Origin of the sequence: Streptomyces sp. NPDC007157 (assembly GCF_040634235.1) — a bacterium.
Lineage (GTDB): Bacteria > Actinomycetota > Actinomycetes > Streptomycetales > Streptomycetaceae > Streptomyces.
The window spans coordinates 404,680-429,290 of sequence record NZ_JBEYFE010000003.1 but is presented as its reverse complement, the minus strand read 5'-3'; the positions used below and the strand labels follow the sequence as shown (position 1 = coordinate 429,290).

21 protein-coding genes and 1 riboswitch are annotated in these 24,611 nt (G+C 72.7%); of the genes, 13 read left to right on the top strand and 8 right to left on the bottom strand.

Going from position 1 to position 24,611, the window contains the following annotated elements; genetic code table 11:
- Positions 1 to 225: 225 nt before the first annotated feature.
- Positions 226 to 1,284, top strand: a complete 1,059-nt coding sequence (locus ABZ642_RS07465; protein WP_360478603.1) for an NAD-dependent epimerase/dehydratase family protein — start codon at positions 226 to 228, stop codon at positions 1,282 to 1,284.
- A gap of 25 nt (positions 1,285 to 1,309) precedes the next feature.
- On the opposite strand, the gene ABZ642_RS07460 is transcribed toward ABZ642_RS07465, so the two are convergent.
- Positions 1,310 to 3,562 (bottom strand): NlpC/P60 family protein, encoded by a 2,253-nt coding sequence (locus ABZ642_RS07460; protein WP_360478600.1) that lies wholly within the window; start codon positions 3,560 to 3,562, stop codon positions 1,310 to 1,312.
- A gap of 8 nt (positions 3,563 to 3,570) precedes the next feature.
- Positions 3,571 to 3,745, bottom strand: a riboswitch (cyclic di-AMP (ydaO/yuaA leader).
- A gap of 397 nt (positions 3,746 to 4,142) precedes the next feature.
- On the opposite strand from ABZ642_RS07460, the gene ABZ642_RS07455 reads away from it, so the two are divergent.
- Entirely contained in the window at positions 4,143 to 6,068 is a 1,926-nt protein-coding gene (locus tag ABZ642_RS07455; RefSeq protein ID WP_360478923.1) for a DUF1996 domain-containing protein, read from the top strand.
- A 74-nt stretch (positions 6,069 to 6,142) separates the two neighbouring features.
- Here ABZ642_RS07455 and ABZ642_RS07450 read toward each other — a convergent pair whose 3' ends face one another.
- Positions 6,143 to 6,784, bottom strand: coding sequence for a lipoprotein (locus tag ABZ642_RS07450; RefSeq protein ID WP_360478597.1), 642 nt, complete (start codon positions 6,782 to 6,784; stop codon positions 6,143 to 6,145).
- A 211-nt stretch (positions 6,785 to 6,995) separates the two neighbouring features.
- On the opposite strand from ABZ642_RS07450, the gene ABZ642_RS07445 reads away from it, so the two are divergent.
- From ABZ642_RS07445 to ABZ642_RS07430, 4 genes are all read left to right on the top strand, one after another.
- A complete protein-coding gene (locus ABZ642_RS07445) occupies positions 6,996 to 8,312 on the top strand; it encodes a lipase family protein (RefSeq protein ID WP_360478594.1) in 1,317 nt (438 codons plus the stop codon).
- Positions 8,313 to 8,364: 52 nt separating this feature from the next.
- A complete protein-coding gene (locus ABZ642_RS07440) occupies positions 8,365 to 8,823 on the top strand; it encodes an NAD(P)H-dependent oxidoreductase (RefSeq protein ID WP_360478591.1) in 459 nt (152 codons plus the stop codon).
- Between the two features lie 107 nt (positions 8,824 to 8,930).
- Positions 8,931 to 11,078 carry a hypothetical protein gene (locus tag ABZ642_RS07435; protein ID WP_360478588.1) on the top strand — a complete coding sequence of 716 codons (2,148 nt, stop codon included), beginning with the start codon at positions 8,931 to 8,933 and terminating at the stop codon, positions 11,076 to 11,078.
- 21 nt (positions 11,079 to 11,099) lie between these two features.
- Positions 11,100 to 11,351, top strand: a complete 252-nt coding sequence (locus ABZ642_RS07430; protein ID WP_360478585.1) for a hypothetical protein — start codon at positions 11,100 to 11,102, stop codon at positions 11,349 to 11,351.
- A gap of 41 nt (positions 11,352 to 11,392) precedes the next feature.
- Here ABZ642_RS07430 and ABZ642_RS07425 read toward each other — a convergent pair whose 3' ends face one another.
- Positions 11,393 to 12,124 (bottom strand): DUF6454 family protein, encoded by a 732-nt coding sequence (locus ABZ642_RS07425; protein WP_360478582.1) that lies wholly within the window; start codon positions 12,122 to 12,124, stop codon positions 11,393 to 11,395.
- 295 nt (positions 12,125 to 12,419) lie between these two features.
- Positions 12,420 to 13,028 (bottom strand): ATP-binding protein, encoded by a 609-nt coding sequence (locus ABZ642_RS07420; RefSeq protein ID WP_360478579.1) that lies wholly within the window; start codon positions 13,026 to 13,028, stop codon positions 12,420 to 12,422.
- 328 nt (positions 13,029 to 13,356) lie between these two features.
- Here ABZ642_RS07420 and ABZ642_RS07415 point away from each other — a divergent pair, with 328 nt between their 5' ends.
- The 4 genes from ABZ642_RS07415 (at position 13,357) to ABZ642_RS07400 (ending at position 15,969) form a co-directional block, all read left to right on the top strand.
- The gene (locus ABZ642_RS07415) at positions 13,357 to 14,232 is read left to right on the top strand and encodes a helix-turn-helix transcriptional regulator (RefSeq protein ID WP_360478577.1); all 876 of its coding nucleotides are present in this window, start codon (positions 13,357 to 13,359) and stop codon (positions 14,230 to 14,232) included.
- Position 14,233: 1 nt separating this feature from the next.
- A complete protein-coding gene (locus ABZ642_RS07410) occupies positions 14,234 to 14,470 on the top strand; it encodes a DUF397 domain-containing protein (protein WP_360478574.1) in 237 nt (78 codons plus the stop codon).
- Between the two features lie 148 nt (positions 14,471 to 14,618).
- Positions 14,619 to 15,434, top strand: coding sequence for an SAM-dependent methyltransferase (locus ABZ642_RS07405; protein WP_360478571.1), 816 nt, complete (start codon positions 14,619 to 14,621; stop codon positions 15,432 to 15,434).
- Positions 15,435 to 15,507: 73 nt separating this feature from the next.
- A complete protein-coding gene (locus ABZ642_RS07400) occupies positions 15,508 to 15,969 on the top strand; it encodes an SRPBCC domain-containing protein (RefSeq protein ID WP_360478568.1) in 462 nt (153 codons plus the stop codon).
- A 1-nt stretch (position 15,970) separates the two neighbouring features.
- Here ABZ642_RS07400 and ABZ642_RS07395 read toward each other — a convergent pair whose 3' ends face one another.
- Positions 15,971 to 16,756 (bottom strand): NPP1 family protein, encoded by a 786-nt coding sequence (locus ABZ642_RS07395; protein ID WP_360478565.1) that lies wholly within the window; start codon positions 16,754 to 16,756, stop codon positions 15,971 to 15,973.
- Positions 16,757 to 16,986: 230 nt separating this feature from the next.
- On the opposite strand from ABZ642_RS07395, the gene ABZ642_RS07390 reads away from it, so the two are divergent.
- A complete protein-coding gene (locus ABZ642_RS07390) occupies positions 16,987 to 18,642 on the top strand; it encodes a carboxylesterase family protein (RefSeq protein WP_360478563.1) in 1,656 nt (551 codons plus the stop codon).
- Here ABZ642_RS07390 and ABZ642_RS07385 read toward each other — a convergent pair.
- Positions 18,622 to 19,803, bottom strand: a complete 1,182-nt coding sequence (locus ABZ642_RS07385) for a PP2C family protein-serine/threonine phosphatase (protein WP_360478560.1) — start codon at positions 19,801 to 19,803, stop codon at positions 18,622 to 18,624. The genes ABZ642_RS07390 and ABZ642_RS07385 overlap by 21 nt on opposite strands.
- A gap of 56 nt (positions 19,804 to 19,859) precedes the next feature.
- Positions 19,860 to 20,849 (bottom strand): aldo/keto reductase, encoded by a 990-nt coding sequence (locus ABZ642_RS07380; protein ID WP_360478557.1) that lies wholly within the window; start codon positions 20,847 to 20,849, stop codon positions 19,860 to 19,862.
- Positions 20,850 to 21,178: 329 nt separating this feature from the next.
- Between ABZ642_RS07380 and ABZ642_RS07375 the strand changes: the two genes are divergently transcribed.
- Both ABZ642_RS07375 and ABZ642_RS07370 read left to right on the top strand, forming a co-directional pair.
- Positions 21,179 to 22,111, top strand: coding sequence for a LysR substrate-binding domain-containing protein (locus ABZ642_RS07375; RefSeq protein WP_360478554.1), 933 nt, complete (start codon positions 21,179 to 21,181; stop codon positions 22,109 to 22,111).
- 105 nt (positions 22,112 to 22,216) lie between these two features.
- Positions 22,217 to 23,380: an NAD-dependent formate dehydrogenase gene (locus ABZ642_RS07370; protein WP_360478552.1), complete on the top strand. Its 1,164-nt coding sequence runs from the start codon at positions 22,217 to 22,219 to the stop codon at positions 23,378 to 23,380.
- On the opposite strand, the gene ABZ642_RS07365 is transcribed toward ABZ642_RS07370, so the two are convergent.
- Complete coding sequence (locus tag ABZ642_RS07365) at positions 23,377 to 24,603, bottom strand: cytochrome P450 (RefSeq protein ID WP_360478549.1); 1,227 nt, start codon at positions 24,601 to 24,603, stop codon at positions 23,377 to 23,379. The two genes, ABZ642_RS07370 and ABZ642_RS07365, sit on opposite strands and share 4 nt — an antisense overlap.
- Positions 24,604 to 24,611 lie beyond the last annotated feature (8 nt).

Sequence of the window (24,611 nt, the reverse complement as noted above, 5' to 3'; positions counted from 1 at the left end):
GACATTCGATCTCGAACGGGAAGCCTAAACTAAGGCAGTCCTAAGTTAGTACGCGGGTCCGGTCTATGACCTCATAAGACGAACTTATGACTTCTGTCGGGTCCCGCTTATGGCCAGGAGACGATACAGCTCCCGTCCCGGTGCTTGGCGGCCGCCCCGGGCATGCACCAACCTGTCCTCTGCGGCGCACCGAGGCACGGTGACCGGAGGGCGAGGGGTGAGAGCGTGGACGCACGCGGGGAGACGACCGTCGCGGTCACCGGCGGCAGCGGATTCGTCGGCAGCCATCTGGTGCGCAGGCTGCTGCAGCGGGGCTACCGGGTGCACGCGACCGTCCGCAGCGCCTGTGACGCGGCCAAGGTCCGGCCCCTGTGGGAGCTCCAGGAGGCCTTCCCCGGCCGGCTCGCCCTGTTCGAGGCGGACCTGCTCAAGGACGGTTCCTTCGACGAGGCGTTCCGCGGCTGTGCGACCGTCTTCCACGTGGCCTCGCCGTTCCTGATGCCGGAGCGGATCAGGGACGGCCGCCGGGACGTGGTGGACCCGGCGTTGCTGGGCACCCGCAACGTGCTCGCGAGCGTGGACCGCGCCCCGGACGTGGCGACCCTGGTCTTCACCTCCACCGTCGGTGCGATCTTCGGCGACTACTCCGACGTCCGTGAGATGGCCGGCGGGATCCTGACGGAGAAGTACTTCAACACCACCAGCACGGTGGCCGGCAACCCCTACCACTACGCCAAGACGGTCGCCGAGCGCGCCGCCTGGGACGCCGAGGCCGCCCAGGACCGCTGGCGCATGGTCTCCGTCAACCCCGGCCTGATACTGGGCCCCTCGCTCACGCCCGCCTCCGAGTCCGGCAGCCTGTTCCTGCTGGACGAGCTGTTCAAGGGCTACTTCTGCTACGGCGCCCCGGACTTCAGCTTCACCACCGCGGACGTCCGCGACGTGGCCGACGCGCACATCGCGGCGGCGGAGAACCCGGCGGCGAGCGGCCGTTACATCGTGGCCAACGAGACGATGACGTCCTTCCACGAGATGTCCCGGATCATCCGCACCCGCCGTCCCCGGGATCCGCGTCTGCCGCGCACCGCGCTCCCGCACTGGCCGGTACGGATCCTCGGCCCCTCCTTCGGCCTCACCCAGGACTACATACGCAAGCACCTCGGCATCCGCTTCCGCGTCGACAACAGCCGGGGCGTCCAGGACCTGGGCCTCACCTACCGGCCCGTCGAGGAGACCCTCCTGGACCACCACGAGAGCTGGCGCACGCGGCGACGGAGGGTCTGACCCCGACGAACCCGACGGCCGGGGTTCAGGCCGGGCGAACCACCCGGTGGATCGCCGACTCCCCGGCGGTGTAGATCGACTCCTCGCGGATGGACGCCCCCGGGCTCGGCGCGTGGACCATCATGCCGTTGCCCGCGTAGACCCCGACGTGGCTGTCGTTGTCGAAGAAGAAGACCAGGTCACCGGGCTCGATGGCGGCCAGCGTCAGCGGGGTGCCGGCGAACGTCTGGTCCGGCGCGCTGCGCGGCAGCGACACGCCGGCGGCGCGCCAGGCGGCCTGGGTGAGGCTGGAGCAGTCGTACGACTCCGGCCCGGTCGCGCCCCAGACACAGGGCCGCCCGATCTGTGCCCGGGCGAACGCCAGCGCCTTCATGGCCTTGCCGGGCTCGGCCGCGGCACCGGGCACGAGGAAGGAGCCGGTGTCGGTGACGGCCGCCGCGGGGTAGGCGACCGGGGGTGCGGTGGGGACGGGTGCGGTCGGGTAGGCGGCCGGGGGCGCCGTCGGGACGGGGGTGGTGACCACCGGGGGCGCCGTCGGGACGGGGGTGGTGGGGACAGGCGCGGTGGGGAGCGGGGCCGGGGCGGCGGTGGCCGTCGCCATGGGAGGCGAGGTCAGCACGGCGGGGGAGGCCATCATCGCCCACGGCGGGTCCGTCACCGCGGTGGGTATCACCGCCGTGGGCATCGGTCCATCGAGCGCGGTCGTGGCCGGTGCGGTGGCGTAGGCGGCGGCAGCGGGCTGCATTCCGGCGGCGTAGGCGCCCAGGTCGGCGGCGGGCGCCGCGGGGAAGGCGCCGGTGCCGTAGTCGGCCCACGGCAGGGCGGCCGACGGTGTGGCGGCGGTCGGCATGGCGTACGCGGCGGCCGACGGTGTGGCGGCGGTCGGCATGGCGTACGCGGCGGTCGGCATCGCGGCGGTCGGCATGGCGTACGCGGCGGTGGGATAAGCGGTCTCCGCGGCGGCCGGGGGTGCGCCGAGGTAGGCGGCGGTCGCGTCCGGCGCCATGCCCGGGAAGGAACCGGTGCCCATCGTGCCCGGGACCGCCGCGGCCGGCATGGCGGGCGCGCCGGTGGCGAAGGCCCCCGTGTCGGTGGGGGCGGAGGTCGGGAAGGCGCCCATGTTCGTGGGCGCGGCGGTGGGGAAGGCGCCCGCGTTCGTGGGGGCGGCGGTCGGGAACGCCCCCGTGTTCGTGGGCGTCGCGGTCGGGAACGCACCCGTGTCGGCCGGCATCGGGAACGTGCCCGTGGCGCCCGGGGTCATGACCCGGAAGGAACCGGTGTCGCCCGGGCTCGCGGCGGGCATCGCACCCGCGTCCATGGGGGGCACGGCCGGGAAGCCGCCCGTGTCCGCCGGGGACATGGGCTGGGCGGCGCCCGGAGTCATGATGCGGAAGCCGCCCGTGTCCGCCGGGGACATGGGCTGGGCGGCGCCCGGGGACATGACCCGGAAGGCGCCGGTGTCCGTCGCGGGCACCACCGGGATGGCGCCCGTCTCCGTCACGGTCACCGCCGGGAAGGCGCCGGTACCGGTCAGGGCGTCGGTCCGGAAGGAGCCGGTGTCGCCGTACTGGCCGGGCATACCGGCGGGAGCCGGCCACTGCTGCGCCGGGACCTGGGCCTCGGGCGTGGGCCAGGAGGTCTGGGCGGCCGGGGCCGCCTGCGGAGCCGGGGCGGGCGCGGCCGGTTCGAGCGCCGCGATCGCACGCTGTCCGGTGCGCTGCGACAGCACCTCGCGCGCCTTGGCGATCTTCAGCTGGCTCTTGGTCTTGGACGTGCCCGGTGTGGCCCGCCGCGGCGCGGCCGCGGGCAGCGCCTTGGCCGCGCTCGACGGTCCCGGGGGCAGTGCCGCGGGGGACCCGGCCGTCAGTTCCAGCTTCGGGCGCTCCGTCAGTTCGCGGACGACCTCGATGTCGCTGTTCGCGGACGGCCCCGCGGTCAGTTCCGGCCGGGACGGGTCGGAGCCCTCCAACTGGCCGAGCAGGTCGGCCGCCATCGCGCTGACGGGCCGTCGCGGGCCGGGGCGGGCGGGCAGCCGGTCGGCGGGCAGGGCCGCCGGGACACTCGGTCCCAGCCGCGAGCGTGCGCTGTCGAACCACTCCTTGGCGATGTTGTCGAGGCCCGGGTCGTCGCGCCGGGGCCGCTTGAACAGCGGGACACCGCGGGACCGCGAGCCCCCGTTCATCGCACGTGTGGCGTTGTAGTTCCCGGTGGCGTTCTCTGCCTGGTCGTAGAGGCTGTCGATCCGCTGTCGAACCTCGTCACGGCTCTCGGACGCCATGGGGGTCGTGCTCCTTCCGTGCTCCGCCTACCGAGTTAGCTGTCGGGTTCGGGCGGGTCGATCCGGAAGGCATGCCCTACGGCCCTTGCCCCTCAGGGCAGTCGGCCGATTCACCCCAGTGGTTCGGTTGGGTCCCCGGCTCCGGATCGCCCCGTTGGGCACCGGATTAGGCGGAGGCCGCGCGGCCCGACGGGATTCGCCGGGGGGAGCCGAACGGCTTGCCCGTCAACTTAGCCAACTTGTGTCACTCGTGTGAAGGTTGAAGTGCGTAATGTCCGATACGTAATTGTGATGTTCGTCGTAGCGTTCGACAACCGGCCGTCGCGGGACGGTATTTCGCCGGCGTGGCGATCGCCGTCGTACGCCCGTCGGAGCTGGACCGGCGGCGGCCCGAGGGGCTGCTTCCTGTGAGGTCACCGTGAATTCGTGGGGTCGTTGAACACGGTGGCGCCGCGCCGCGTATAGGGCGGGGGATTTCCATGCCCGGCCGACCACGACATGCAGGGGAACGACCTTGAGACCCAACAGGCGCAGACGCCCGACCGGCGCACAACGCGCGACCTTCGCAGCGGTCGCCCTGATGCTCGGCGGCGGAACACTGGTCGCGGTGAACGTCTACGCCTCGGCCACCGAATCGGACCAGTCCGGGCAGACCGCCACCGCTCAGGTGTTGTCCGCGCCCACCGTCTACTGCCCCGACGTCGGCAGCCGGCTGACGGACGTGCCCGACGCGGCCCGGGAGGACGTCGACGGTGAACTCGCCCAGCTGGACCAGCAGATCGTGGCCGCCTACCAGCAGCTCAAGGAGTCGGCCGCGGCGATCCAGCAGAACCCCGGCCTCGCCGACCAGACGATCCTCGATCCGCTGAAGGAGAAGCGGTCGGAGTCCCTTCAGCGCATCGCCGACGCCATCGGCCGCGAGGGCGACCGCCCGCAGGGCCTCGACGATCTCGCCGCCTGCACCCTGCGCTCCTCGGACCAGGGCGCCGGGCAGTCGGCGTCGCCGCAGGACGGCGCCACACCGAGCCAGAGCGCCAGTGCCAGTGCCAGTGCAAGTGCCGGCGCGGGCATCGGCGGCCAGGGCGGCAACGGCCCCGTCGCCGCCGACTACGCCGACATCACCACCGTCCAGCCCAATGTCACGACCCCGGCCGAGCGGCCCGACGGCTCCACCGGCACCTTCGCCTCCAGCTGCGGCGTCAACGCGAACGGCCTGTTCAACTCGGACAACGTGATCGTGGCGCCCGGAGTCTCCAACGGCGCCCACCACTTCCACGACTACATCGGCAACCAGTCCAACAACGCCTTCGCCAGCGACGACGACCTCGCGAACGCCGACACGAGCTGTGCCGACCAGGGCGACAAGTCCACGTACTACTGGCCCGTGCTGCGGCTGCAGAACGGCAAGCAGGAGCGGGACGCCGACAAGCCGGGCGGCGGTACCGAGGGCAACGCCGGACAGATCGTGACGGCGAAGAAGGTCACGCTCACCTTCGAGGGCAACCCGACCTCCAAGGTCACCGAGATGCCCCGGCTGCTGCGCATCATCACCGGCGACGCCAAGGCCTTCGTCAACGGCCCGGCCAACGCCAACGCCTCCTGGAGCTGCACCGGTTTCGAGGACCGGCAGCTCAAGGACAAGTACCCGCTCTGCCCCTCGGGCAGTGACGTCGTGCGCACCTTCAGGTTCCAGAGCTGCTGGGACGGCCGGAACATCGACAGCGCCAACCACCGCACCCATGTGGCGTTCGCCGCGGCCGACGGCAGTTGCCCGGCCGGGTTCCAGGCGATTCCGCAGCTGGTGCAGCGCATCGTCTACGACGTCGACGCACCGAGCCTCCAGGACGGCGGCCGTACGGTTCCACTGTTCGCGGTGGACTCGTTCCCCGAGCAGCTGCACAAGCCGGTGACCGACCACGGTGACTTCATCAACGTCTTCGACGAGAGCCTGATGCGGAAGATGGTCGGCTGCATCAACTCCGGCCGCACCTGCGGGGCCGGGGCCGACGAGCAGCCGCCGTCGCAGAGCGCCGACCCCGACCCGTCGGAGTCGGCGAGCCCGGAGAACCCGCCGTCCGAGTCGGCGAGCCCGGTCACCGAGCCGAGCGACACGGCGACCCCGGCAGACCCGCCGGCCGAGACCGAGAGTGCCCAGCCCTCCGAGCCCCCGGCCGAGCCGTCCGCCACGAAGACCGCCGCCGGCGACACCGGTCTGCCGCAGGTCTACACGAGCGCTTCGCCCAAGAAGTCGTCGGGCACGGGGGGCGGTGTCATCAGCCGGCCGACCGAGCGGCCCGCGACCGAGACCCCGACCGGCACGGCGACCACGGCCGGCGCCGCCCCGGCGGGCCAGGAGGCGCCGTCCACCGCACCCCAGACCGAGCCGCAGGCCGTCCAGGGCGATCTCGCCGAGACCGGCGCCCACCTGTGGCCGGCCCTCTTCGGCGGAGTGCTGCTGGCCGCCGGGTTCGTGCTGCTGTGGCGCACCCGGTGGCGGTCGTCCTGACGCGTGCGACGCGACTCCGTCCGGCCTCGGCCTGACGGAGTCGACGCGGCTCCGCCTGACCCCTGTGCCCGGGGTCAGGCGGAGCGCAGCGTCCGCAGGGCGAGTTCGAACGCGGGGAGCATCTCGTCGTGCTCCGCGCTGTCGAGCCCGCCCAGGTGCAGGACGACGGGTCCGCGGGGCGTGACCACGGCCAGCGCGGACTCCCTCTTGGTCTCGTCCAGCAGCTCGCTCGTGTAGACGTAGTCGCCCCGTACCCCGGTGAGCCCGCCGGACGTGAAGGTCCGGTACCTGGCCTTGCCGGTGCCCTTCTCGGCGGCCACGAAGGCCCGCAGCACCGCGCCGGCGTCACCGCTGCCCGGCTTTCCGGTCGACACCCGCAGAAAGCCGATGGCCCCGGCGGGCTTGGCGTCGATCTCGCAGGCCAGGGTCACCGGACCCTGACGCAGCAGGCTCTGGGCCAGGTCGCCGTCCGTGCCGTTCGAGGCGTCCGCGGCCAGGCCGTCGACGGCGTCCGCCCGCCAGCCGCGGGCGATGTCGAACGTGACCGGCAGCGCGCAGGCCGAACCGGCGGCGCCGACCGTGCCCCCGCTCTGGGCCGCCCCGCTGGACGCCTGCCCCGAGTCCGTGACGTCGGTCGCGCGCGCCGACACCCCGCACCCCGTCAGCAGCCCCGCGAGCAGCGCGAGCGGTACGGCTCTTCTCCCCAGGGTCCCCACCCGTTGCCTCCCCTTCGGCGTCCCCGGCCGGTCACTGTAATCGAGGGCTACGACAGGACCGGACGGGTTTTGGTCCGGTGAGTCTGTGTTGACGGACTGTCATATTACTGAACCGTAACCTGACGGCTGCTACCGCGGGTAACAAGGTGCTCGCTACCGTCGGAGACCCCCGCGCCACCTCCCACGTCCCGCACGTCAAGGAGGTACCCCCATGCCTGTTCGCATCCGCCTGCTGGCCACCGCCGTCGCCGCCGCGGCCTGCCTCTGTGTACAGACCGTGCAGGCCACGGCCTCCCGGGCGGAGGTCTCCCGGGGCGTCACCATCCCCGCCTTCTACGATCCGCCCGCCGGTCTCCCCGCCACCGACGGCACCCTCATCCGCACCGAACCCCTCCCGCTGGCCCTGAGCCTGCCGAGCCTGCCCGGTCCGCTGCCGGGCCGCGCGACCCGGCTGATGTACAGGTCCACCGACTCGGCGGGCGGCCCCGTCGCGGTCACCGGCGCCTACATCGAGCCGACGCTGCCCTGGCTCGGCCCCGGCGCCCGTCCGCTGGTCGCCCTGGCGCCCGGCACCATGGGCCAGGGCGACCAGTGCGCCGCCTCCCTGGGCCTGGAACACCCGCTGCTCCTCAACGGGCGAACAGTGTCCGTCGGTTACGAGGACCTGTCGATCTACCGGCTGCTCGCCGAGGGCGTCGCGGTCGTCGTCACCGACTACGTGGGGCTCGGCGCGACCGACCGGCTGCACACCTACGTCAACCGGCTGGACGGCGCCCACGCGGTCCTGGACGCCGTACGCGCCGCCCGGAACGTCCCCGGCGCCACGGTCACCGCCGCCTCGCGGGTGGGCCTGTTCGGCTACAGCCAGGGCGGCGGCGCGACCGCGGCGGCCGCCGAACTCCAGCCCGACTACGCCCCGGACGTCACCCTCTCCGGCACCTACGCCGGGGCGCCGCCCGCCGATCTCACCGCCGTCACCGCGGCCATCGACGGCACGGACCTGGCCGGCGCCCTCGGCTGGGCGGTGAACGGCTTCGTCCAGTCCGACCCGGCGCTGCGGCCGATCGTCGACGCCCACCTCGGCGCCGCGGGCCGGGCCGCCCTCACCGACCTGTCCACCATGTGCGTCGGTGACGCGATCCTCGCCTACGGCTCCCAGCACAGCACCGCCTGGACCACCGACGGCAGCTCCATCTCCGAGATCATCGGCGAGGAGCCCGCCCTCCAGGCGTTCCTGGACGACCAGCGCATCGGCGGGACGGCACCGGCGAGCCCGGTCCGGCTGGCGACCGGCGTCAGCGACGACCTCGTCCCGCACGCCCAGGCCCGCCGGCTCGCCGTCGACTGGTGCGACGAAGGCGCGGACGTGACCTATGTGCCGGTCGTGCTGCCGGACGCGGGCCGCGCCCTGCTCAACCACTTCGGGCCCCTGCTGACCGACCAGGGCGACGCCGTCGCCTGGCTCACCGCCCGGCTGTCCGGCCTGCCGGCCGTCTCCAACTGCTGGACCATGCCCGCACAGCCCTGACCGGCGGCCCCGCGGGTTGCCGTCGGCGGGCCGCGCACGGCAGGGTGCCGGTGTGCCCACCTTGCTGATCGTCCATCACACCCCCTCGCCGCACTGCCAGGCCATGTTCGAGGCCGTGGTCTCCGGGGCCACGACCCCGGAGATCGAGGGGGTGCGGGTCGTGCGGCGGGCGGCGCTGTCCGCGACGGCCTCCGACGTGCTGGCGGCCGACGGCTACCTCCTCGGCACCCCGGCCAACCTCGGTTATGTCTCCGGCGCCCTCAAACACTTCTTCGACCAGATCTACTACCCGTGCCTGGACGAGACACAGGGCCGTCCCTTCGGCGCCTATGTGCACGGTGGCAACGACGTCACCGGCGCCCTGCGCGCCCTCGACTCCATCACCACCGGCCTCGGCTGGCGCCGGGCGGCCCAGCCGGTCACGGTGACGGGCGAGCCCGGCAAGGCCGACCTCGAGGCGTGCTGGGAACTCGGCGCGACCGTCGCCGCCGGCCTCGCGGACGACGCCTGACGGGCTCCGCGCGGCGCCCACCGTCACCCGCATGGACGAAGGTGCGCGCACCGGGTCCAGGGCACACGATGGGACCAGGCCATGTCGTCGATCCCAGGGAGCGCCGGATGGCAGCGCACCGGCATGCCTCCGGGCCGCCCACGGAGGAACTGCTGCGGGAGTGCGCCCGTGACGTCGTGGACGTCGCCGAGGGCATCCGCGAGGTGTGCGCACGGACCAGCTCCGTCCTGTTCGCCCCGGCGCTGACGGGTTCCGCGCGCCGCCGTCCCCGCACCGGCTACGCCGCCCGCTGGGCACTGCTGCGGGCGCTCACCAACAGGCAGGGGCTCGGCGGCGCGGCGATCGTGGCACCGGACGGCGTGGGCCGACTGCTCGGCGCGGCGGGGGAGGCGCTGGGCCGGGAGTCCCTGGCCGCGCTGGTGGCGGTCACCTCGCTGCGGCTCAGGATCGCCGCAGTCCTGCTCGACCACCCCGAGTTCCGGCACGACCCGGGCATGCGCCGGCTGACGGCCGCGGTCACCGCCGACCGGGACTTCGAGGCCGTCCGCGCGCTGCGGACCCTCTTCAAGGACCAGGACGCCCGGCACGCGCTGTCCGCGCTGGCCCCGATCCTGGCCGAACTCCTCGCCGTCCGCGGCCTGTTGGGCGAGGACCCGGTCAACGACGAGACCGCCTGGGCGCTCGCCGCCGGCCGTGAGCTGACCGCCGACCCGGCGCGCGGCATCAGCGCCGTCCACCCCTCGGCCCAGGACCGGGGCGAGGGCGCCGTCCAGGCCGTCGAACCGTCCGCCCGGGAGGCCCAGGGCATCGCCGCCGAGGGCTCCCTGCTCGCCTTCCTGCGCAACCTGGACGTCCTCGACGCCGAGGGCCGCGTCCTGGTCCAGGAGGTACGCGGCCCCGACGGCGTGCTCCGGTACGTCGTCCAGGCCCCCGGCACGGCCCCCGGCCGCCCCCACGGCGACTCCCCGCAGGACTTCGCCGATGCCTGGCGCAACCTGTTCATGACCGACTCGCCCTACACCCGCTCGATCCTGCTGGCGATCCGGGACCACGGCGTCCCGCGCGGCGCCGACCTCGCGCTCGTCGGACACGGCGAGGGCGCGATCGCACTGCTGAACCTCGCCCAGGACGAGGAGTTCTGCCGTGCCTACCGGGTCACCCACGTGGTCGCCGTCGGCGCGCCGACCGACCACCGGGAGCCCGCCGACCCGCGCACCTGGGTCGCCGGCATCACCAACCGGCACGACATCGTCCCGGCCCTGGACGGCCGCGGCACTGGCGCCGCCCGCGGCCCGCGCCCGAACCGGTACCGGGCCGACTACTCCGGCCCCGACCACGAGTTCCCGCGCTGCCACCTGCTCCGCGTCTACATCGACCACCTGGAGACGGTGATCCCGCAGGTCGCCCGGGACGTCGACCGGGCCCTCACCCCCTACCGGGGCCCCGTGGAACGCACCCGCGTCTACCGGCTCAGGGACCGCGCCCGCCCTCCCCAGGGCTACCCCCTGCTGTCCGTCCCCACCACCAGCGTCCCCACCTCGGCGGGCCCGGTCGACGTGCCGGTCCGCTACTACGACTCCTCCGCCGCCCACCTCTGCTACCCGGTCGACGCGGACGTCGCCCGCAGCCTGTTGCCGGACGTCACCTGGATGGTCCCCGCCCGCTTCGGCCGCCGCGCCCTGGCCGTGCTCTCCCTGTACGAGCACCGCTGCACCACCATCGGCCCCTACACCGAACTCGGCCTGTCCGTCCTGGTCGACGACCTGTGGCGGCCGCACGCGTACGACCTCGCCAGGGACCTGCTGCGCCGCGTCGACCTGCGCCGCACCGGACGGTACGTCGTCGCGCTCGCCGTCGGCACCCGGGAGGCGCGGGCGGTGGCCGAGGAACTCTGGGCCCAGCCGGCCGTGCACGGATCCGCCGAGGTCGCCCTGCAAGGACGTGAACTCCGGGTCGAGGCACCGGAGCTGGGCCTGAGCGTCGAGGGCAACCCCGGCCCCGGTGTGCGCTGTCCGGAGGCGGACTGGGTGCTCTACGGCCGCCGGGGCGACAGCATCGTACGCACCCTGGTCCGCGCCGACGGCCGACCGCGCGTCCACACCCGGCCCCGGGTACGGCTGCGGCTCGACGGCGGGCACGGGCCGCTGGCCCGCCAGCTCCAGATCCTCGAACTCGACGCCGTCCGGCCCGGGTTCGTCCTGACCAGCCCCCGGTTCATCGCCCACAGAAGCGCCGGCGCACCGCTGCCGCGCTGAGCCCGAGACAGGTGCGCCCCCATGGTGACCGAACCCCGTCCCGCCACCGCCGCCCCCGAACTCCTCGCGTACGTCGACGACCTGAGAGTCGACGCGGACCGGATGGACGGCTACGCGCAACGGCTGCGCGGTGCCGCCGTCACCCTGGCCGGCTGTGCCGAGTCACCGGAGTGGAGCGGGACCACCCTGGAGCGGCAGGCGACGGCCTGCGCGGCCGCTGCGGCCCAACTGCGCTCCGCTGCGACGGCGTTGCTGTCCCACGCGACGAACTGACCGGCGGCCGGCCGCCGGGCGTACCGCGGGTGTGCCCGGCGTCAGCCGCGCAGCGCCGCCTCCAGGACCAGCAGGCACGTCTCGCCCGGTGCCGAGGAGTCGTCGGGCAGCGCGTACAGCCGGAGCCGGTCGGTGCCGGCGATCTCGAAGTCCACGGCCCTGACGGTGACCGCGCGCCCGGCGGGGGAGAGGGCGGTGACCGCCGCGCAGTCCTGGACGCCGACGTGACGGCTCGGCACGGGGGCCCCTTCGACGGGCTCGCCGTCCGTGGACAGCACCAGGACCCGCCGGCCGCCCCAGGTCGCCGCGTGCAGCAGACCGGTCTCGGGGTCGCGGGCGATGTCCCGGAGGTGGTCCGGGTACCGGAACATCTCCTCCACCTCGCCGGCCGCCGGGTCCAGGCGGTACACGATGGACCGCGAGTCGGGCCGGTCCTCGGCCACCGCGACCCACACGAACTGCCCGTCGTGGGTGAGACCGCCGGTGTGGTAGAACGTGTCCTCGCCCAGTTCCCAGTGCCGCAGCAGCCGCCCCCGCCGGCTCATCTCGAAGAGGTGCCCACGGCCCGTGCCCGGGGTGTGCGACGGCCCCTCCGGGCCCGCGGTGGCCCCGGCCGGCCGCAGGACCTCCGAGCTGCTCACGAAGAAGGTGCCGTCGGCCCGGTCCATGCCCTGGGGGCGATGGCAGACGAAGTCCAGCGGCACCGTGTCCACGAGCGTCCACTCGGCGGCCCTGGCCACGCGGGCGATGGCCTCGTCGACCGTCGGTTTCATCGAGGTGCCGCCTTCCGCCGCGGGCCCCTTCCCCCGATCATGCGGCGCGACCTCCACGGCCGCATCCCGTGCCGGGCGTGCGCCATGGACACACGACGGCCCGGGCCTCGCGGGAGGCCCGGGCCGCGGGGCGGGACGGGGAGCGGATCAGCCCGCCGGGGTGGTGTGGGGTTGTTCGGGGCCGGGCTTCGGACGGGTGCGGGTCCAGGACGGGTCGGCGGCGAGGTCGGGCGTGGGGGGATGGTTCATGAGACGACGTGCTTCCTGAGATGTGGGGGGAGAGAAAGCGGGGAGGTCAGTCCGGTGCCGTCGACAGCTCGGCCCAGACGACGCGTGCGGAGGATCCCTCCGGCGCGACCGTGACGCCCCAGTCGAGGCTGAGCGCGTCGACCAGGAACAGTCCGCGTCCGTTCTGCTCGTCGGGTCTGGCCCGCCGGGGCGCCGGGAGCGTGAAGCTCCCGCTCTGGTCCTCGACCTCGATACGGATCCGGTCGGGGACGGCGTGCACCCGGCAGATGATCCGCCGGCCGGCCGAGTGGACGATGGAGTTGGTGACCAGTTCGGAGGTCACCAGGACCGCGTTGTCGCAGGCCTCCTCGCACACGCCCCACGAGGCCAGCAGCTCACCCACGCTGCGGCGGGCGTTGCCCACCGCCCGGGGCGTCGGCGCCAGGTCGAACGCCAGGCTGTGCGGGACGGGCCGATCCCCGGAGGCGAACCGGTCGAGGCCTTGCGGCCCAGGGAGTCGACCGAGGCGTTCGCCTCCGGGTGGTCGGGGGATGCCCGTCGCGTCCGACGGGCGGTGCGGGCCCTCGGCGTCGGCCGCGAGGGCCGGTCGGGGCAGGCCGGGTATCCGGTCGTCGGGCAGTCGGTCGAGCGGCTGGGGGAGAGAGGGCGGGGCCATCGCCGTGCGCCTTTCGTCCGGCTTCGCAGCGTGGGGGGCTGAACGGTCGCGTCCGCCCCTGCCGCACGCGGGCAGACGACGACCCGTGCCTGGGCGGCGCCGGATCGCAGCTCAGTCTCCCCCAACTGGACTGCTTCGCCTGCTCCTTGGTCAGCCGGAGCAGTAGGTCCACTCTGACATCTGCCAACATCGCCTCGCAACCAGCAAGTTGAAAATTGCAAGAAGTGAAGTGCATGCTGCTCCCGACAGGAAGTGATCGAATGAGTCCGCGAGCCGATCACGAACACGTGAGACGGTGACCCTGAAACCTGGTGCGAGGGGGTAGGGCGTGACCTCGGAGACCGACTGGGGCGGTGCCCCTTCCGTCCTGCGCATGATCCTCGGCCGGCAGCTGGAGGAGTTGCGGACCCGGGCGGGCCTGACCTACGAGCAGGCCGGCACCGCGATCGGCGTCAGCCACTCCACGATCCGCCGGATGGAGGCCGCCAAGGTGGCCCGGCTCCGGCTGGCCGACGCCGAGAAGCTGTTGCAGATCTACGGCGTGACGGACCGCCAGGAGGTCGACACCTTCCTGCAGTCGGTGCGCGAGGCCAACAAGCGCGGCTGGTGGCACACCTACCGCGATGTGATGCCGGACTGGTTCGCCGCGTATCTGAGCCTGGAACAGGCCGCGTTGCAGATCCGCGCCTACGAGAACGAGTTCGTGCACGGGCTGTTGCAGACCCGGGAGTACGCCGCCGCCCTGCTCGGCGCCGGCAACCCGCACGCGTCGACCGAGGCCACCGAGCGCCGGGTGGCGCTGCGCATGCGCCGCCAGGAACTGCTCACCCGCGAGGCGCCGCCCAGGCTGTGGGTCGTGATGGACGAGACGGTGCTGCGCTGGCCGGTCGGCGGCGCCGGGGTCATGCGCGCCCAGATCGACCATCTCATCGAGATCAACCGGCTGCCGAACGTCACGTTGCAGATCATGCCGTTCGCCAACGGCCCGCACCCGGCGATGCGCGCGGGTGCGTACCACCTCTTCCGGTTCCGGGCCCCCGAACTGCCCGACATCGTCTATCTCAACGGCCTGGTGGGCGCCGTCTACCTGGACAAGAGCGAGGATGTCGTGGTCTACCGCGAGGCCCTGGACCGGTTGGGCGCCCAGGCGGCGCCCGCCAGGAAGACCGAGGTCGTCCTCGGTGCGATTCGCGAGGAGCTCTGACGTGCACCACCCCGTACACAACGGCATTCCGTCCCGGCAACTCGGCGCGCGCGGCTGGACCAAGCCGTGGAGCGACGACGCCGGCGGCGCCTGCGTGGAAGTGAAGAAGCTCGCCGACGGGCGGGTCGCGGTACGCCAGTCGACCGATCCGGACGGCCCGGCGCTGGTCTTCACGCCCCGCGAGATGACCAGTTTCCTGTCCGGCGTGAAGGCTGGTGACGCCGACTTCCTGATGTGAGCCCTGTTCCCGGAACTTCCTTGCTATAGCTGATCGTTGACCAACCCCCCACACCTCTCACCCCCCAGCGGCACCACCCCGCATCGGTACCCCCTCGGTACCGCCTCTCCACCCCCCGCACCCCCTCACCCGAATGGGAGACACGGCGTTGCCCGACAACGGATGGCCGGCCGACCGCATCGACACCGAGAACGCGCACTCCGCCCGGATCTACGACTACATCCTGGGCGGCAAGGACTACTACCCCGCCGACCAGGAGGCGGGTGACGCCATGTCCCGGGAGTGGCCCGCGCTCCCGGTCCACATGCGCGCCAACCGCGACTGGATGAACCGTGCCGTGCGCTGGCTCGCCGAGGAGGCGGGAGTGCGCCAGTTCCTGGACGTGGGCACCGGCATACCCACCTCCCCGAACCTCCACGAGATAGCCCAGGCGGTCTCCCCCGACTCCCGGGTCGTCTACGTGGACAACGACCCCATCGTCCTCACCCTGTCCCAGGGCCTGCTCTCCAGCGCGCCCGAGGGCAGGACGGCGTACATCGAGGCCGACTTCCGCGACCCGGCGGCCATCCTGGACGCCCCCGAACTGCGCGACACCCTCGACCTCGACGAGCCGGTGGCGCTCACGGTGATCGCCATCGTGCACTTCATGCTGGACGCGGACGACGCGGTCGGTGTCGTACGACGGCTGCTGGAGCCGCTGCCCTCCGGCAGCTACCTGGCGATGTCCATCGGCACCGCCGAGTTCGCGCCCGACGAGGTGGGCCGGGTCGCCCGTGAGTACGCGGCCCGCAACATGCCGATGCGGCTGCGCACCATCGACGAGGCCCACAAGTTCTTCGAGGGCCTGGAGCTGGTCGAGCCGGGCATCGTCCAGGTGCACAAGTGGCTCCCGGACGGCCATGGCGAGGAAGGCATCCGCGACGAGGACATCGCGATGTACGGAGCGGTCGCCCGCAAGCCGTGACCCAGAGCCCCGTGCCGGGGCCCGGCTCACCTTCCCGGCCCCGGCACGGTCGTCCCACGGGTACCGTGAGGTCATGACCAGCACGCGCGTCACCCGGCGGGTACAGGCGCCCCCGGCCGCCGTCTACCGGGCGCTGCTCGACCCGGAGGCGGTCGCCGCCTGGCGGACGCCGGACGGCATGACCGCCCGGGTGCACGCCTTCGACGCCCGGGAGGGCGGAGAGTTCCGGGTGTCCCTCGACTACGACGACCCCGGGCGCGCCGGGAAGTCCGGCGGGCACACCGACACCTACCGGGGACACTTCGCCCGGCTGGTCCCGGACCGCCTCGTCGTCGAGGTCATCGACTTCGAGTCCGCCGACGACGCCGTGCGCGGCACCATGACGATGACGACGGCCCTCACCGCGGCCGGCGGCGGCACGGACGTCGAGGTCCTGCACGAGGGCGTCCCCGAAGGTGTCCGCCCCGAGGACAACGAACTGGGCACCCGGATGGCCCTCGACAACCTGGCCCGGCTCGTCGAGGGCCGCGGGTGACTCACGCGTTCGGGTCGAAGGAGATCCCGGACGGCATGGAGTAGGACAGGTTGGCGTTGAACGAGCCGTCCTTGATCTTGATGGTGGCGTCGCCGAAGTCCGCGTTCATCAACTTGTCGCGGAAGCCCGCCGGGTAGCCGTCCCAGCCCACCAGACGCGGGAAGAACCAGCCGCCGGTCACGTTCTCCGGCGGGTCGTCGTTGGAGTTGGCGAAGCGGAAGTCGTGGGTGGACAGGCCGTCCTTGTGGTACACGATCTTCGGGTGGGTGCCGTCGAACCGGATCGCCGAGGCTGCCGCCACCTGGTAGCTGCTGTGCTGCGACACCGAGACGTACTGCACCTGGTTGTTCTGGATCCACACGATGACGTGTTCCCAGTCGTGCCGGTGCCCGATGGCCGCGGGCCCGTACGTCGCCTGGTCCTTCTCGAAGTAGCTGGCGTACATCACCGCGCACCAGCCGTTGTTGCACTTCTCGCGCGAGTAGGTGTTGGCGTTGGCCAGTTGCGCGTAGTCGTGGCAGTGGCCGTTGACGTCACCGCCCAGCCCGAGACCGGGGTTGAGGGTGCCGTCGGCGCCGATCGCGGCGGTGGTGTAGCAGCCGTCGCCGTCGTAGTCGTAGGCCGGGGAGAAGGTCTGCTCCAGGCCGTCGGCGTTCTGGGGGAGCAGCGTCAGGACGTCGGCGTGTGCGGTGGCGGGCACGGCGACGACCAGTGCGAGGGCACCGAGTGCGGCGGCGAGGGCCTGGCGGAGCGGCCGTCTGCGGGTGGGGGGTTGCAGGTCGGGCATGTCGACTCCCTATCTCTGAAAGGCGAAGCGGAGTCTGACAGTCAGCCAATGGTCGAGACCACCCTTACGGCTTAATTTTGACCCAAAGACAATTGAACAGCTCGGTCAACTCCCTTTCTGTCAGACCCTGTTGACCTGCTGTGAGTAGCCCGGTTGCGCTTGCCGTGCCGCCCGGCCCGACGCCAGGCTTCTCGTCGGCTCGCCCCCCCCACGACCCGAAAGAGAGCCCGGTGAACGACAGAGACATGCCTCCGGCCGCGCTGAACCGTCGCGGCTTCCTCGGCGCCGCAGCCGCGGCCGGGCTGCTCGGCACGCTGCCCACGCCGGCCGAGGCGGCCCGCAGCGCGGCCGACGCCGACCCGGTCACCACCGAGTCCGGCCGGGCCACCGGAGTCCAGGGCGGCCTGCGGGGCGTCACCGTCTACAAGGGCCTGCCGTACGCCGCCTCCACCGCCGGCGCCAACCGCTGGCGGCCGCCGCAGCCGGCCCCCTCCTGGGACGGCGTGCGCACCGCGGACAGCTGGGGCCCGGCCTGCCCGCAGCCCGTCACGGGCATCCCGGCCGACCAGGTGCCCGAACTCGGCGAGGACTGCCTCAACCTCAACATCTGGACGGCGGCGACCGGTTCGGGCAACAGCCGCCCCGTCCTCGTCTGGCTCTACGGCGGCGAGCAGGCCCTGTGGTCGGGCCAGGAGATCTACGACGGCTCCCTGCTCGCGTCCAAAGGCGTGGTCGTCGTGACCCCCGACTACCGTGTCGGCCCGCTCGGCGGTCTCGCCCACCCCGAACTGACCGCCGAGTCCACGTACGGCGGCTCGGGCAACTGGGGGATCCTGGACGTCGTCGCCGCGCTGGAGTGGGTCCAGCGGAACATCGCCGCGTTCGGCGGCGACCCGGACCGGGTGACCCTGGCCGGCTGGGCGCAGGGCGCGTCCGTCGTCAACACCCTGCTCGCGTCCCGGCGTGCCAGGGGCCTCTACCACCGTGCCCTGCTCTCCTCCGGCGTCCGGTACACGAAGGATCCGGCGATCGCCCGGGAGACCGGCCGCTACCGGACCCTCGCCGACGCCGAGGCCAACGGCACCGACTTCGCCGCCCGGCTGGGTGCCGACAGCCTCGCCGCACTGCGCGCGCTGGACGCCGACGACATCGTCGCCAGGGCCCTGGCCGACTCCACCGCCGACTTCGCCCAGGTGCTCGACGGACACGTCCTGCCGGACACCTACACGGCCGTGCTGGCGGCCCGCGCCGAGACCGACGTGCCGATCCTCACCGGCGTCTGCAAGGACGCGAACGGCGCCTCGCCCGACCCGAGGACGACGCTCGACGCGTTCCAGGCCTTCGCCCGGTCCGAGTTCGGCCCACTGGGGCTGGCCGACACCTTCCTGGAGCTGTACCCGGCGGACAGCGACACGGCGGCGGCCCAGCAGTACAACGCCTACGCCCGTGACGAGGAACGCGTCTCCGCCTTCCTGTGGGCGACCCAGTTCACGGACACCGCAGGCGACACCGGCCCCGTCCGCACCTACTTCTGGACCCGTGTCCCGCCCGGCCACGACGCCACCAACCCGGCCATCGGCACCGACGTGACCGGCGCCTTCCGGGGCTCCGACGTCTACTACCTGCTCGGCTACCTCTACAGCACCGACCGCCCCTGGACCTCCCAGGACTACGACATCGCCGACACCACCGCCTCCTACGTCGGCCGCTTCGCCGCCACCGGCGACCCGAACGGCGGCTCCCTGACCGACTGGCCGGCCCTCGCCACCGACACCCCGCGGACGATGGAACTCGGCGCGGACTTCGGCACGGTCGCGGTGGCGGACAGCGACGCGAAGCTCGCCTTCCTGACGACCTACCTGGAGTCACAGACCGGGGAGTTCTGAAACGTCCCCGGCCCGGGCGCCGCCGTGGCCGAGTATCCCGTGGTGATGCCGGTGCACGCTCGGGGTCCGGTGCAGGGCGATCAGGGCCGCGTCGTCGCCGAGGTGGCCGCCGGCATGGGTCAGCAGATCGCGCCGCACATGGTGGATCAGCGCCTCGGGAGAGCCGTCGGTCCACCGCGCCACCCGGTCCGCGAGCGGATAGAAGCGGCCCCGGACGTCCCGCGCCTCGATGACCCCGTCGGTGTACAGCAGCAGGGTGTCGCCCGGCTCGAAGGAGAACACGTCCAGCGTGTACTCCGTGGCCCGCGTCCCGTGCACGCCCAGCGGCGGCGACGGGTGCAGGCTCGGGACGGTGACCGCGTTCCCGGGGCTGAGCAGGAGGGGCGGCGGATGGCCGCAGCTGGTCATCCGGGTGATCGGGTCCAGGTCCGGGATCTCGATCAGCAGGGCGGTCGCGAACCGCTCGCCCGCCTCCTCCGGCGACTCCAGGTCCGTCGTGTACCGGGTCACGCTCTGCTCCAGGACGGCGGCCAGCTCCGCCAGGCTGATGTCCCGGTGGGCGGACTCCCGGAAGGCGCTGAGCAGCAGCGCCGCCTCGCCGATCGCGGCCAGCCCCTTGCCCCGCACATCGCCGATCAGCACCCGGACCTGGCCGTCGGCGCGGGTGACCGCGTACAGGTCGCCGCCGATCTGGGCCTCGTCCTCGGCGGCCAGGTACAAGGAGGCGATCCGCAGCGGGCCGATCTGCTCGGGCAGCGGCCACATCAGCACGTGCTGCGCGGCCTCGGCGACCGAGCGGACCTGGGCCAGCTGGGCCCGCCGCCGGTCGCGGATCGCGCAGTAGACCGTCACCATCACGGAGAGCATCATCAGCGTGACGATCTGCACGATGTGGTTCGCGCTCATCAGCCCGCCGTGGAAGACGGCGATCACCACCTGTGCGGCCACCGCCACCACGCCCACCAGCGCTGTGGCGCGGGCTCCGGCGAGCGACGGGGTGAGCGCGGGCGCGATGACGAGGGTGGGCCCCAGGTGGACGTCGGGCGGCGATTCGATGGCCGCCACCGTGATCGCCACGACGAGCAGCACCGGGAGCAGCAGCAGTACGTGCGAGGACTGCCACGACTGTCGCCGCTCCGCGGCGCTCCACCGGCTCCCCATGCCTACCAGCGTGCGTCACCGCCCCGCGCCCGGCCACCGCGAGCCGGACGGCGGCCCTAGAGGTTCACGCTCCGCATCCCGGACTCGTCGTAGCGCTCGCCCGCCGCCTTCGGGATCTCGACGTCGATGCGGGCCAGGTCCTCCTTGGTCAGTTCGACGTCGACGGCGCCGGCGTTCTGCTCCAGGTAGGTACGGCGCTTGGTGCCCGGGATCGGGACGATGTGCTCGCCCTGGGCCAGCACCCAGGCGAGGGCCAGCTGGGCCGGGGTCACGTCCTTCTCGGCGGCGATCTCCTTCACCTTGTCGGCGAGCCGCAGGTTGGCCTCCAGGTTGTCGCCGGTGAAGCGGGGGCCGGTGCGGCGCCAGTCGTTCGCGTCGAGGTCGTCGGGGGAGGAGAACCGGCCGGCCAGGAAGCCGCGGCCCAGCGGCGAGTACGGGACGAACCCGATGCCCAGCTCCCGGCAGGTCGGGATCACCTCGTCCTCCGGGTCGCGCGTCCACAGCGAGTACTCGGTCTGCACCGCCGCGATCGGGTGCACCGCGTGGGCCCGCCGGATCGTCTCGGCGCTCGCCTCGCTCAGTCCGATGTGCCGCACCTTGCCCCCGGCTACCAGCTCGGCCATGGCGCCGACGGTCTCCTCGATCGGCACGTTCGGGTCGACGCGGTGCTGGTAGTAGAGGTCGATGTAGTCGGTGCCGAGACGCTGGAGCGAGCCGTGCACCGAGCTGCGCACGTGCTCGGCCGAGCCGTCCTGCGGGCCGATGGTGCTCATGTCCCCGGGGACGGCGTCGTCCATCCGGTAGTTGAACTTCGTGGCGATCACGTACTCGTCCCGGTGCCCCCGGATCGCCTCGCCGACCAGCGTCTCGTTGGTGAGCGGTCCGTAGAGCTGCGCCGTGTCGAGGAAGGTGATCCCGAGTTCCAGCGCACGGTGGATGGTCTGTGCGCCCTCGTCCTGGTCGGCGGTGCCGTAGAAGGCGGACATTCCCATGCAGCCGAGGCCGATGCTGCTCACCTGAAGGTCTCGCAGACTGCGCTGTCGCATGTCACTCCCAGCCTTTCGTTCCTGCTCGGGTCGGGCTCCGGTTCCGGAGGGCCCGCGGGCCCCGTTCCATTCAGCTGCGGAATCCGCGCACCGGCATCCCGGCGCCCAGGACCTGGTCCGGTGGAGCGCTTCGGACGCTACGGCTTCGAGCGCACTCGATGTCAAACGGCCGCTCCGGCCCCGTCTTCCCGGTCCGTACCCCCGTCCGTACACGTAGCCCGGTACACGTAGACCCGGTGTACGCGGACCCGGTACACGTGGACCCGGACATCCGCACCCGGACACGGCGACCGCCGTCGATCCGCCGCCGAGCCCTCCCGGGAGGCCGCATGCTGCTGCGCCGGCTCGAATACCTGGTCGCTCTCGCCCGGGAGCGGCACTTCGCCCGCGCGGCCGCCGCCTGCCATGTCTCCCAGCCCTCCCTGTCCGCCGCGATACGCAGGCTGGAGCACGAGCTCGGTGTGCCGATCGTGCGCCGGGGCCGCCGCTACGAGGGCCTGACCCCCGAGGGCGAGGTGGTGCTGGCGTGGGCGCACCGCATCCTCGCCGAGCGGGACGCGCTGCGCCAGGAACTGTCGGCCCTGCGGGACGGCCTGACGGGCACCCTGCGCCTCGGGATCGTCCCCACCGCGGTCCCCGTGGCCGCGCTGCTCACCGGCCCGTTCTGCGACCGGCATCCACACGCCCGGGTGGCCATGGAGTCCCTGTCGTCCGTCGACATCCGGCACGGTCTGGCGGAGTTCGAGCTGGACGCGGCCATGACGTACCTGGACGACGACGAACTGCGGCAGGTCCGCCGCTTCCCGCTCTACGAGGAGCGCTACGTCCTGCTCACCCCGGTCGGCGGCCCCCTCGGCGACACGGCCACCGCCACCTGGTCCCAGGCCGCCGCCCTCCCGCTGTGCCTGCTGGGACCGCGCATGCGCAACCGGCGGATCATCGACGACTGCTTCGCCGCCGACGGTGCCGCACCGGTCCCGGCGGTCGAGTCCGACAGCGTGGCCGGCCTCTACGCCCACCTTCCCGGGGGCCGCTGGTCCAGCGTGATCTCGCACGCCTGGCTGCACATGTTCGGCGTCCCGGCGGGCATGCGCGTGGTCCCCCTGGAGGGCCCGGCCCGCGGCCCCCGGGTGGGGCTCGTGGTCGCCCGCAGCGAACCCCAGTCCGTGCTCGCCGAGGCGCTCGTGAAGGTCGCCCGCCAGGCGCGGTTGCGGGACGCGCTGGACGGCCTGCTGACCGCCCATCTGGTCGGCCGCGACTGATAGCCGCAGCCTATGAGCACATAGCCAGGTTCGCTTTGACCTGCGCAGTAGCCCCGAGGATCGTGAAGGGCAGACCATCCGCAACGGAGTTGAGGAGCCGCCACCATGGCCAAGGTGCTCTGCGTCCTGTACGACGACCCGACCGACGGATACCCGAAGAGCTACGCCCGCGACGACGTCCCCGTCATCGACCACTACCCGGGCGGCCAGACCACCCCCACCCCCGAGGCGATCGACTTCACCCCCGGCCATCTCCTCGGCAGCGTCTCCGGCGAACTCGGACTGCGCTCCTTCCTGGAGAAGGCCGGCCACACGCTCGTCGTCACCTCGGACAAGGACGGCGCCGGCTCGGTCTTCGACCGGGAGCTGCCCGACGCGGACGTCGTCATCTCCCAGCCGTTCTGGCCGGCGTACCTCACCCCGGAGCGCATCGCCGCCGCGAAGAACCTCAAGCTGGCCGTCACCGCGGGCATCGGCTCCGACCACGTCGACCTCGACGCCGCGATCGCCCACGGATTGACGGTCGCCGAGGTGACGTACTGCAACAGCATCAGCGTCGCCGAGCACGTGGTGATGATGATCCTGGGGCTCGTCCGCAACTACCTGCCCTCGCACCAGGTGGTGCTCGACGGCGGCTGGAACATCGCCGACTGCGTGCGCCGGTCGTACGACCTGGAAGGCATGCACGTCGGAACCGTCGCCGCCGGCCGGATCGGTCTCGCGGTGCTGCGCCGCCTCGCGCCCTTCGACGTGAAGCTGCACTACACCGACCGCACCCGGCTGCCCGAGTCCGTCGAGCGCGAGCTGAACCTGACCTTCCACGAGAGCGCCGCCGCCATGGCCCCGCACTGCGACGTCGTCACCATCAACGCGCCCCTGCACCCGGAGACCGAGGGCCTGTTCGGCGACGAGCTGCTGGGCACGATGAAGCGCGGCGCGTATCTCATCAACACCGCGCGGGCCAAGATCGCCGACCGGGACGCCGTCGACCGGGCGCTGCGCAGCGGGCAGCTGGCCGGTTACGCGGGCGACGTCTGGTTCCCGCAGCCCGCGCCCGCCGACCACCCGTGGCGCACCATGCCGCACCACGGGATGACCCCGCACATCTCCGGCTCCAGCCTCTCCGCGCAGGCCCGCTACGCGGCCGGCACCCGGGAGATCCTGGAGTCCTGGCTGGCCGGCCGGCCGATCCGCGACGAGTACCTGATCGTCGACGGCGGTGCGCTGGCCGGCACGGGAGCCAAGTCGTACTCCGTCAAGACCCGTTAGGGGTTCAGCCGGACCGGCAGCTCGAAGAGGTCGTTCTGGGTGACCACCGGCTTGTTGCGCAGCTCGGACGCCGGTACCGCGAGGTCCAGCCCGGGGAAGCGGTCGTACAGGGCGGGCAGCGCGACGCCCGCCTCCAGCCGGGACAGCGCCGCGCCGGGGCAGACGTGCGGGCCGTGGCCGAAGGAGATGTGCCGGTTCTTCGACTCCCGGGTGATGTCGAACTCCCCGGCGCTCGGCCCGTGCGCGTCCTCGTCGCGGCCGATCGCGGCGTACGACACGATCAGCGCGTCGCCCGCCGGCAGCACCTTGTCGCCGACCGGCACGTCCTCGGTGGCGAAGCGGATCAGCACGTGCGAGGTCGGGGTGGACCAGCGCAGGGTCTCCTCGACCACCGCCGACCAGTCCACCTCGCCGGAGAGCACCCCGGCCCGCTGGCCGGGGTGGGTGGAGAGGTTGACCACGGCGTTGACGATCAGGGAGATCGTCGTCTCGTGGCCGGCCGCCACCATCAGCTGGAGGGTGGAGACGATCTCCTCGTCCGTGAGGTGGTCGCCGTCCTCGGAGGCCAGGATCAGCGCGCTGGTCAGATCGTCGCCGGGCTCGGCCCGTTTGGCGGCGACCGTCGCCGCCATGATCCCCGCCAGCTCGGTGAGGGTCGCGATGACCTCCGCGGGCGGGGTCTGGGTCGAGAAGAACTTCTCGAACAGCACCTTCAGACGGGGCAGTTCGGCCTCGTCGATGCCCATCAGGTCGGCGACCACGAACATGGGCAGCGGATAGGCGAAGGCCGCCTTGAGGTCCAGGGTCTCCTGGTCCGCCGGGAGGGCGTCCAGCAGGTCCTGGGTGAGCTTCTCGATCCGCTCCCGCATCTGCTCCACCCGGCGCGGGGTGAGCGCCTGGGCGACCAGTCCGCGCATCCGGCGGTGGTCCGCGCCGTCCACGGTCAGCATGGAACGGCCGGGGTTGGCGAGGCCGATCAGCGGCCAGTCCGGCGGTATCTCCCCGCGCTGCCAGGCGCCCCACACGTTGATGTCCTTGACCAGACGCGGGTCGGTGAGCAGCGCCTTGGCCTCGGCATGGCGGGTGACCGCCCAGACGGGCACCCCGCCGGGCAGCTCCACGGCGGCGAGCGGACCGGCGGCACGCAGCCGCGCGCTCTCGCCGTCCAGGTCGGTGACGAAGGGGTCGAGGGCGATCCGGGCTTGTTCGGTACCGGTCGTCATCGTGACGT

Coding starts and splice junctions, on each gene's coding strand:
- ABZ642_RS07380 (WP_360478557.1), bottom strand. CDS start 20,849: ATGCGACAGCGCAGTCTGCGAGACCTTCAGGTGAGCAGCATCGGCCTC.
- ABZ642_RS07385 (WP_360478560.1), bottom strand. CDS start 19,803: ATGGGGAGCCGGTGGAGCGCCGCGGAGCGGCGACAGTCGTGGCAGTCC.
- ABZ642_RS07370 (WP_360478552.1), top strand. CDS start 22,217: ATGGCCAAGGTGCTCTGCGTCCTGTACGACGACCCGACCGACGGATAC.
- ABZ642_RS07420 (WP_360478579.1), bottom strand. CDS start 13,028: ATGGCCCCGCCCTCTCTCCCCCAGCCGCTCGACCGACTGCCCGACGAC.
- ABZ642_RS07395 (WP_360478565.1), bottom strand. CDS start 16,756: ATGCCCGACCTGCAACCCCCCACCCGCAGACGGCCGCTCCGCCAGGCC.
- ABZ642_RS07445 (WP_360478594.1), top strand. CDS start 6,996: ATGCCTGTTCGCATCCGCCTGCTGGCCACCGCCGTCGCCGCCGCGGCC.
- ABZ642_RS07430 (WP_360478585.1), top strand. CDS start 11,100: ATGGTGACCGAACCCCGTCCCGCCACCGCCGCCCCCGAACTCCTCGCG.
- ABZ642_RS07435 (WP_360478588.1), top strand. CDS start 8,931: ATGGCAGCGCACCGGCATGCCTCCGGGCCGCCCACGGAGGAACTGCTG.
- ABZ642_RS07455 (WP_360478923.1), top strand. CDS start 4,143: ATGCTCGGCGGCGGAACACTGGTCGCGGTGAACGTCTACGCCTCGGCC.
- ABZ642_RS07425 (WP_360478582.1), bottom strand. CDS start 12,124: ATGAAACCGACGGTCGACGAGGCCATCGCCCGCGTGGCCAGGGCCGCC.
- ABZ642_RS07365 (WP_360478549.1), bottom strand. CDS start 24,603: ATGACGACCGGTACCGAACAAGCCCGGATCGCCCTCGACCCCTTCGTC.
- ABZ642_RS07400 (WP_360478568.1), top strand. CDS start 15,508: ATGACCAGCACGCGCGTCACCCGGCGGGTACAGGCGCCCCCGGCCGCC.
- ABZ642_RS07460 (WP_360478600.1), bottom strand. CDS start 3,562: ATGGCGTCCGAGAGCCGTGACGAGGTTCGACAGCGGATCGACAGCCTC.
- ABZ642_RS07375 (WP_360478554.1), top strand. CDS start 21,179: ATGCTGCTGCGCCGGCTCGAATACCTGGTCGCTCTCGCCCGGGAGCGG.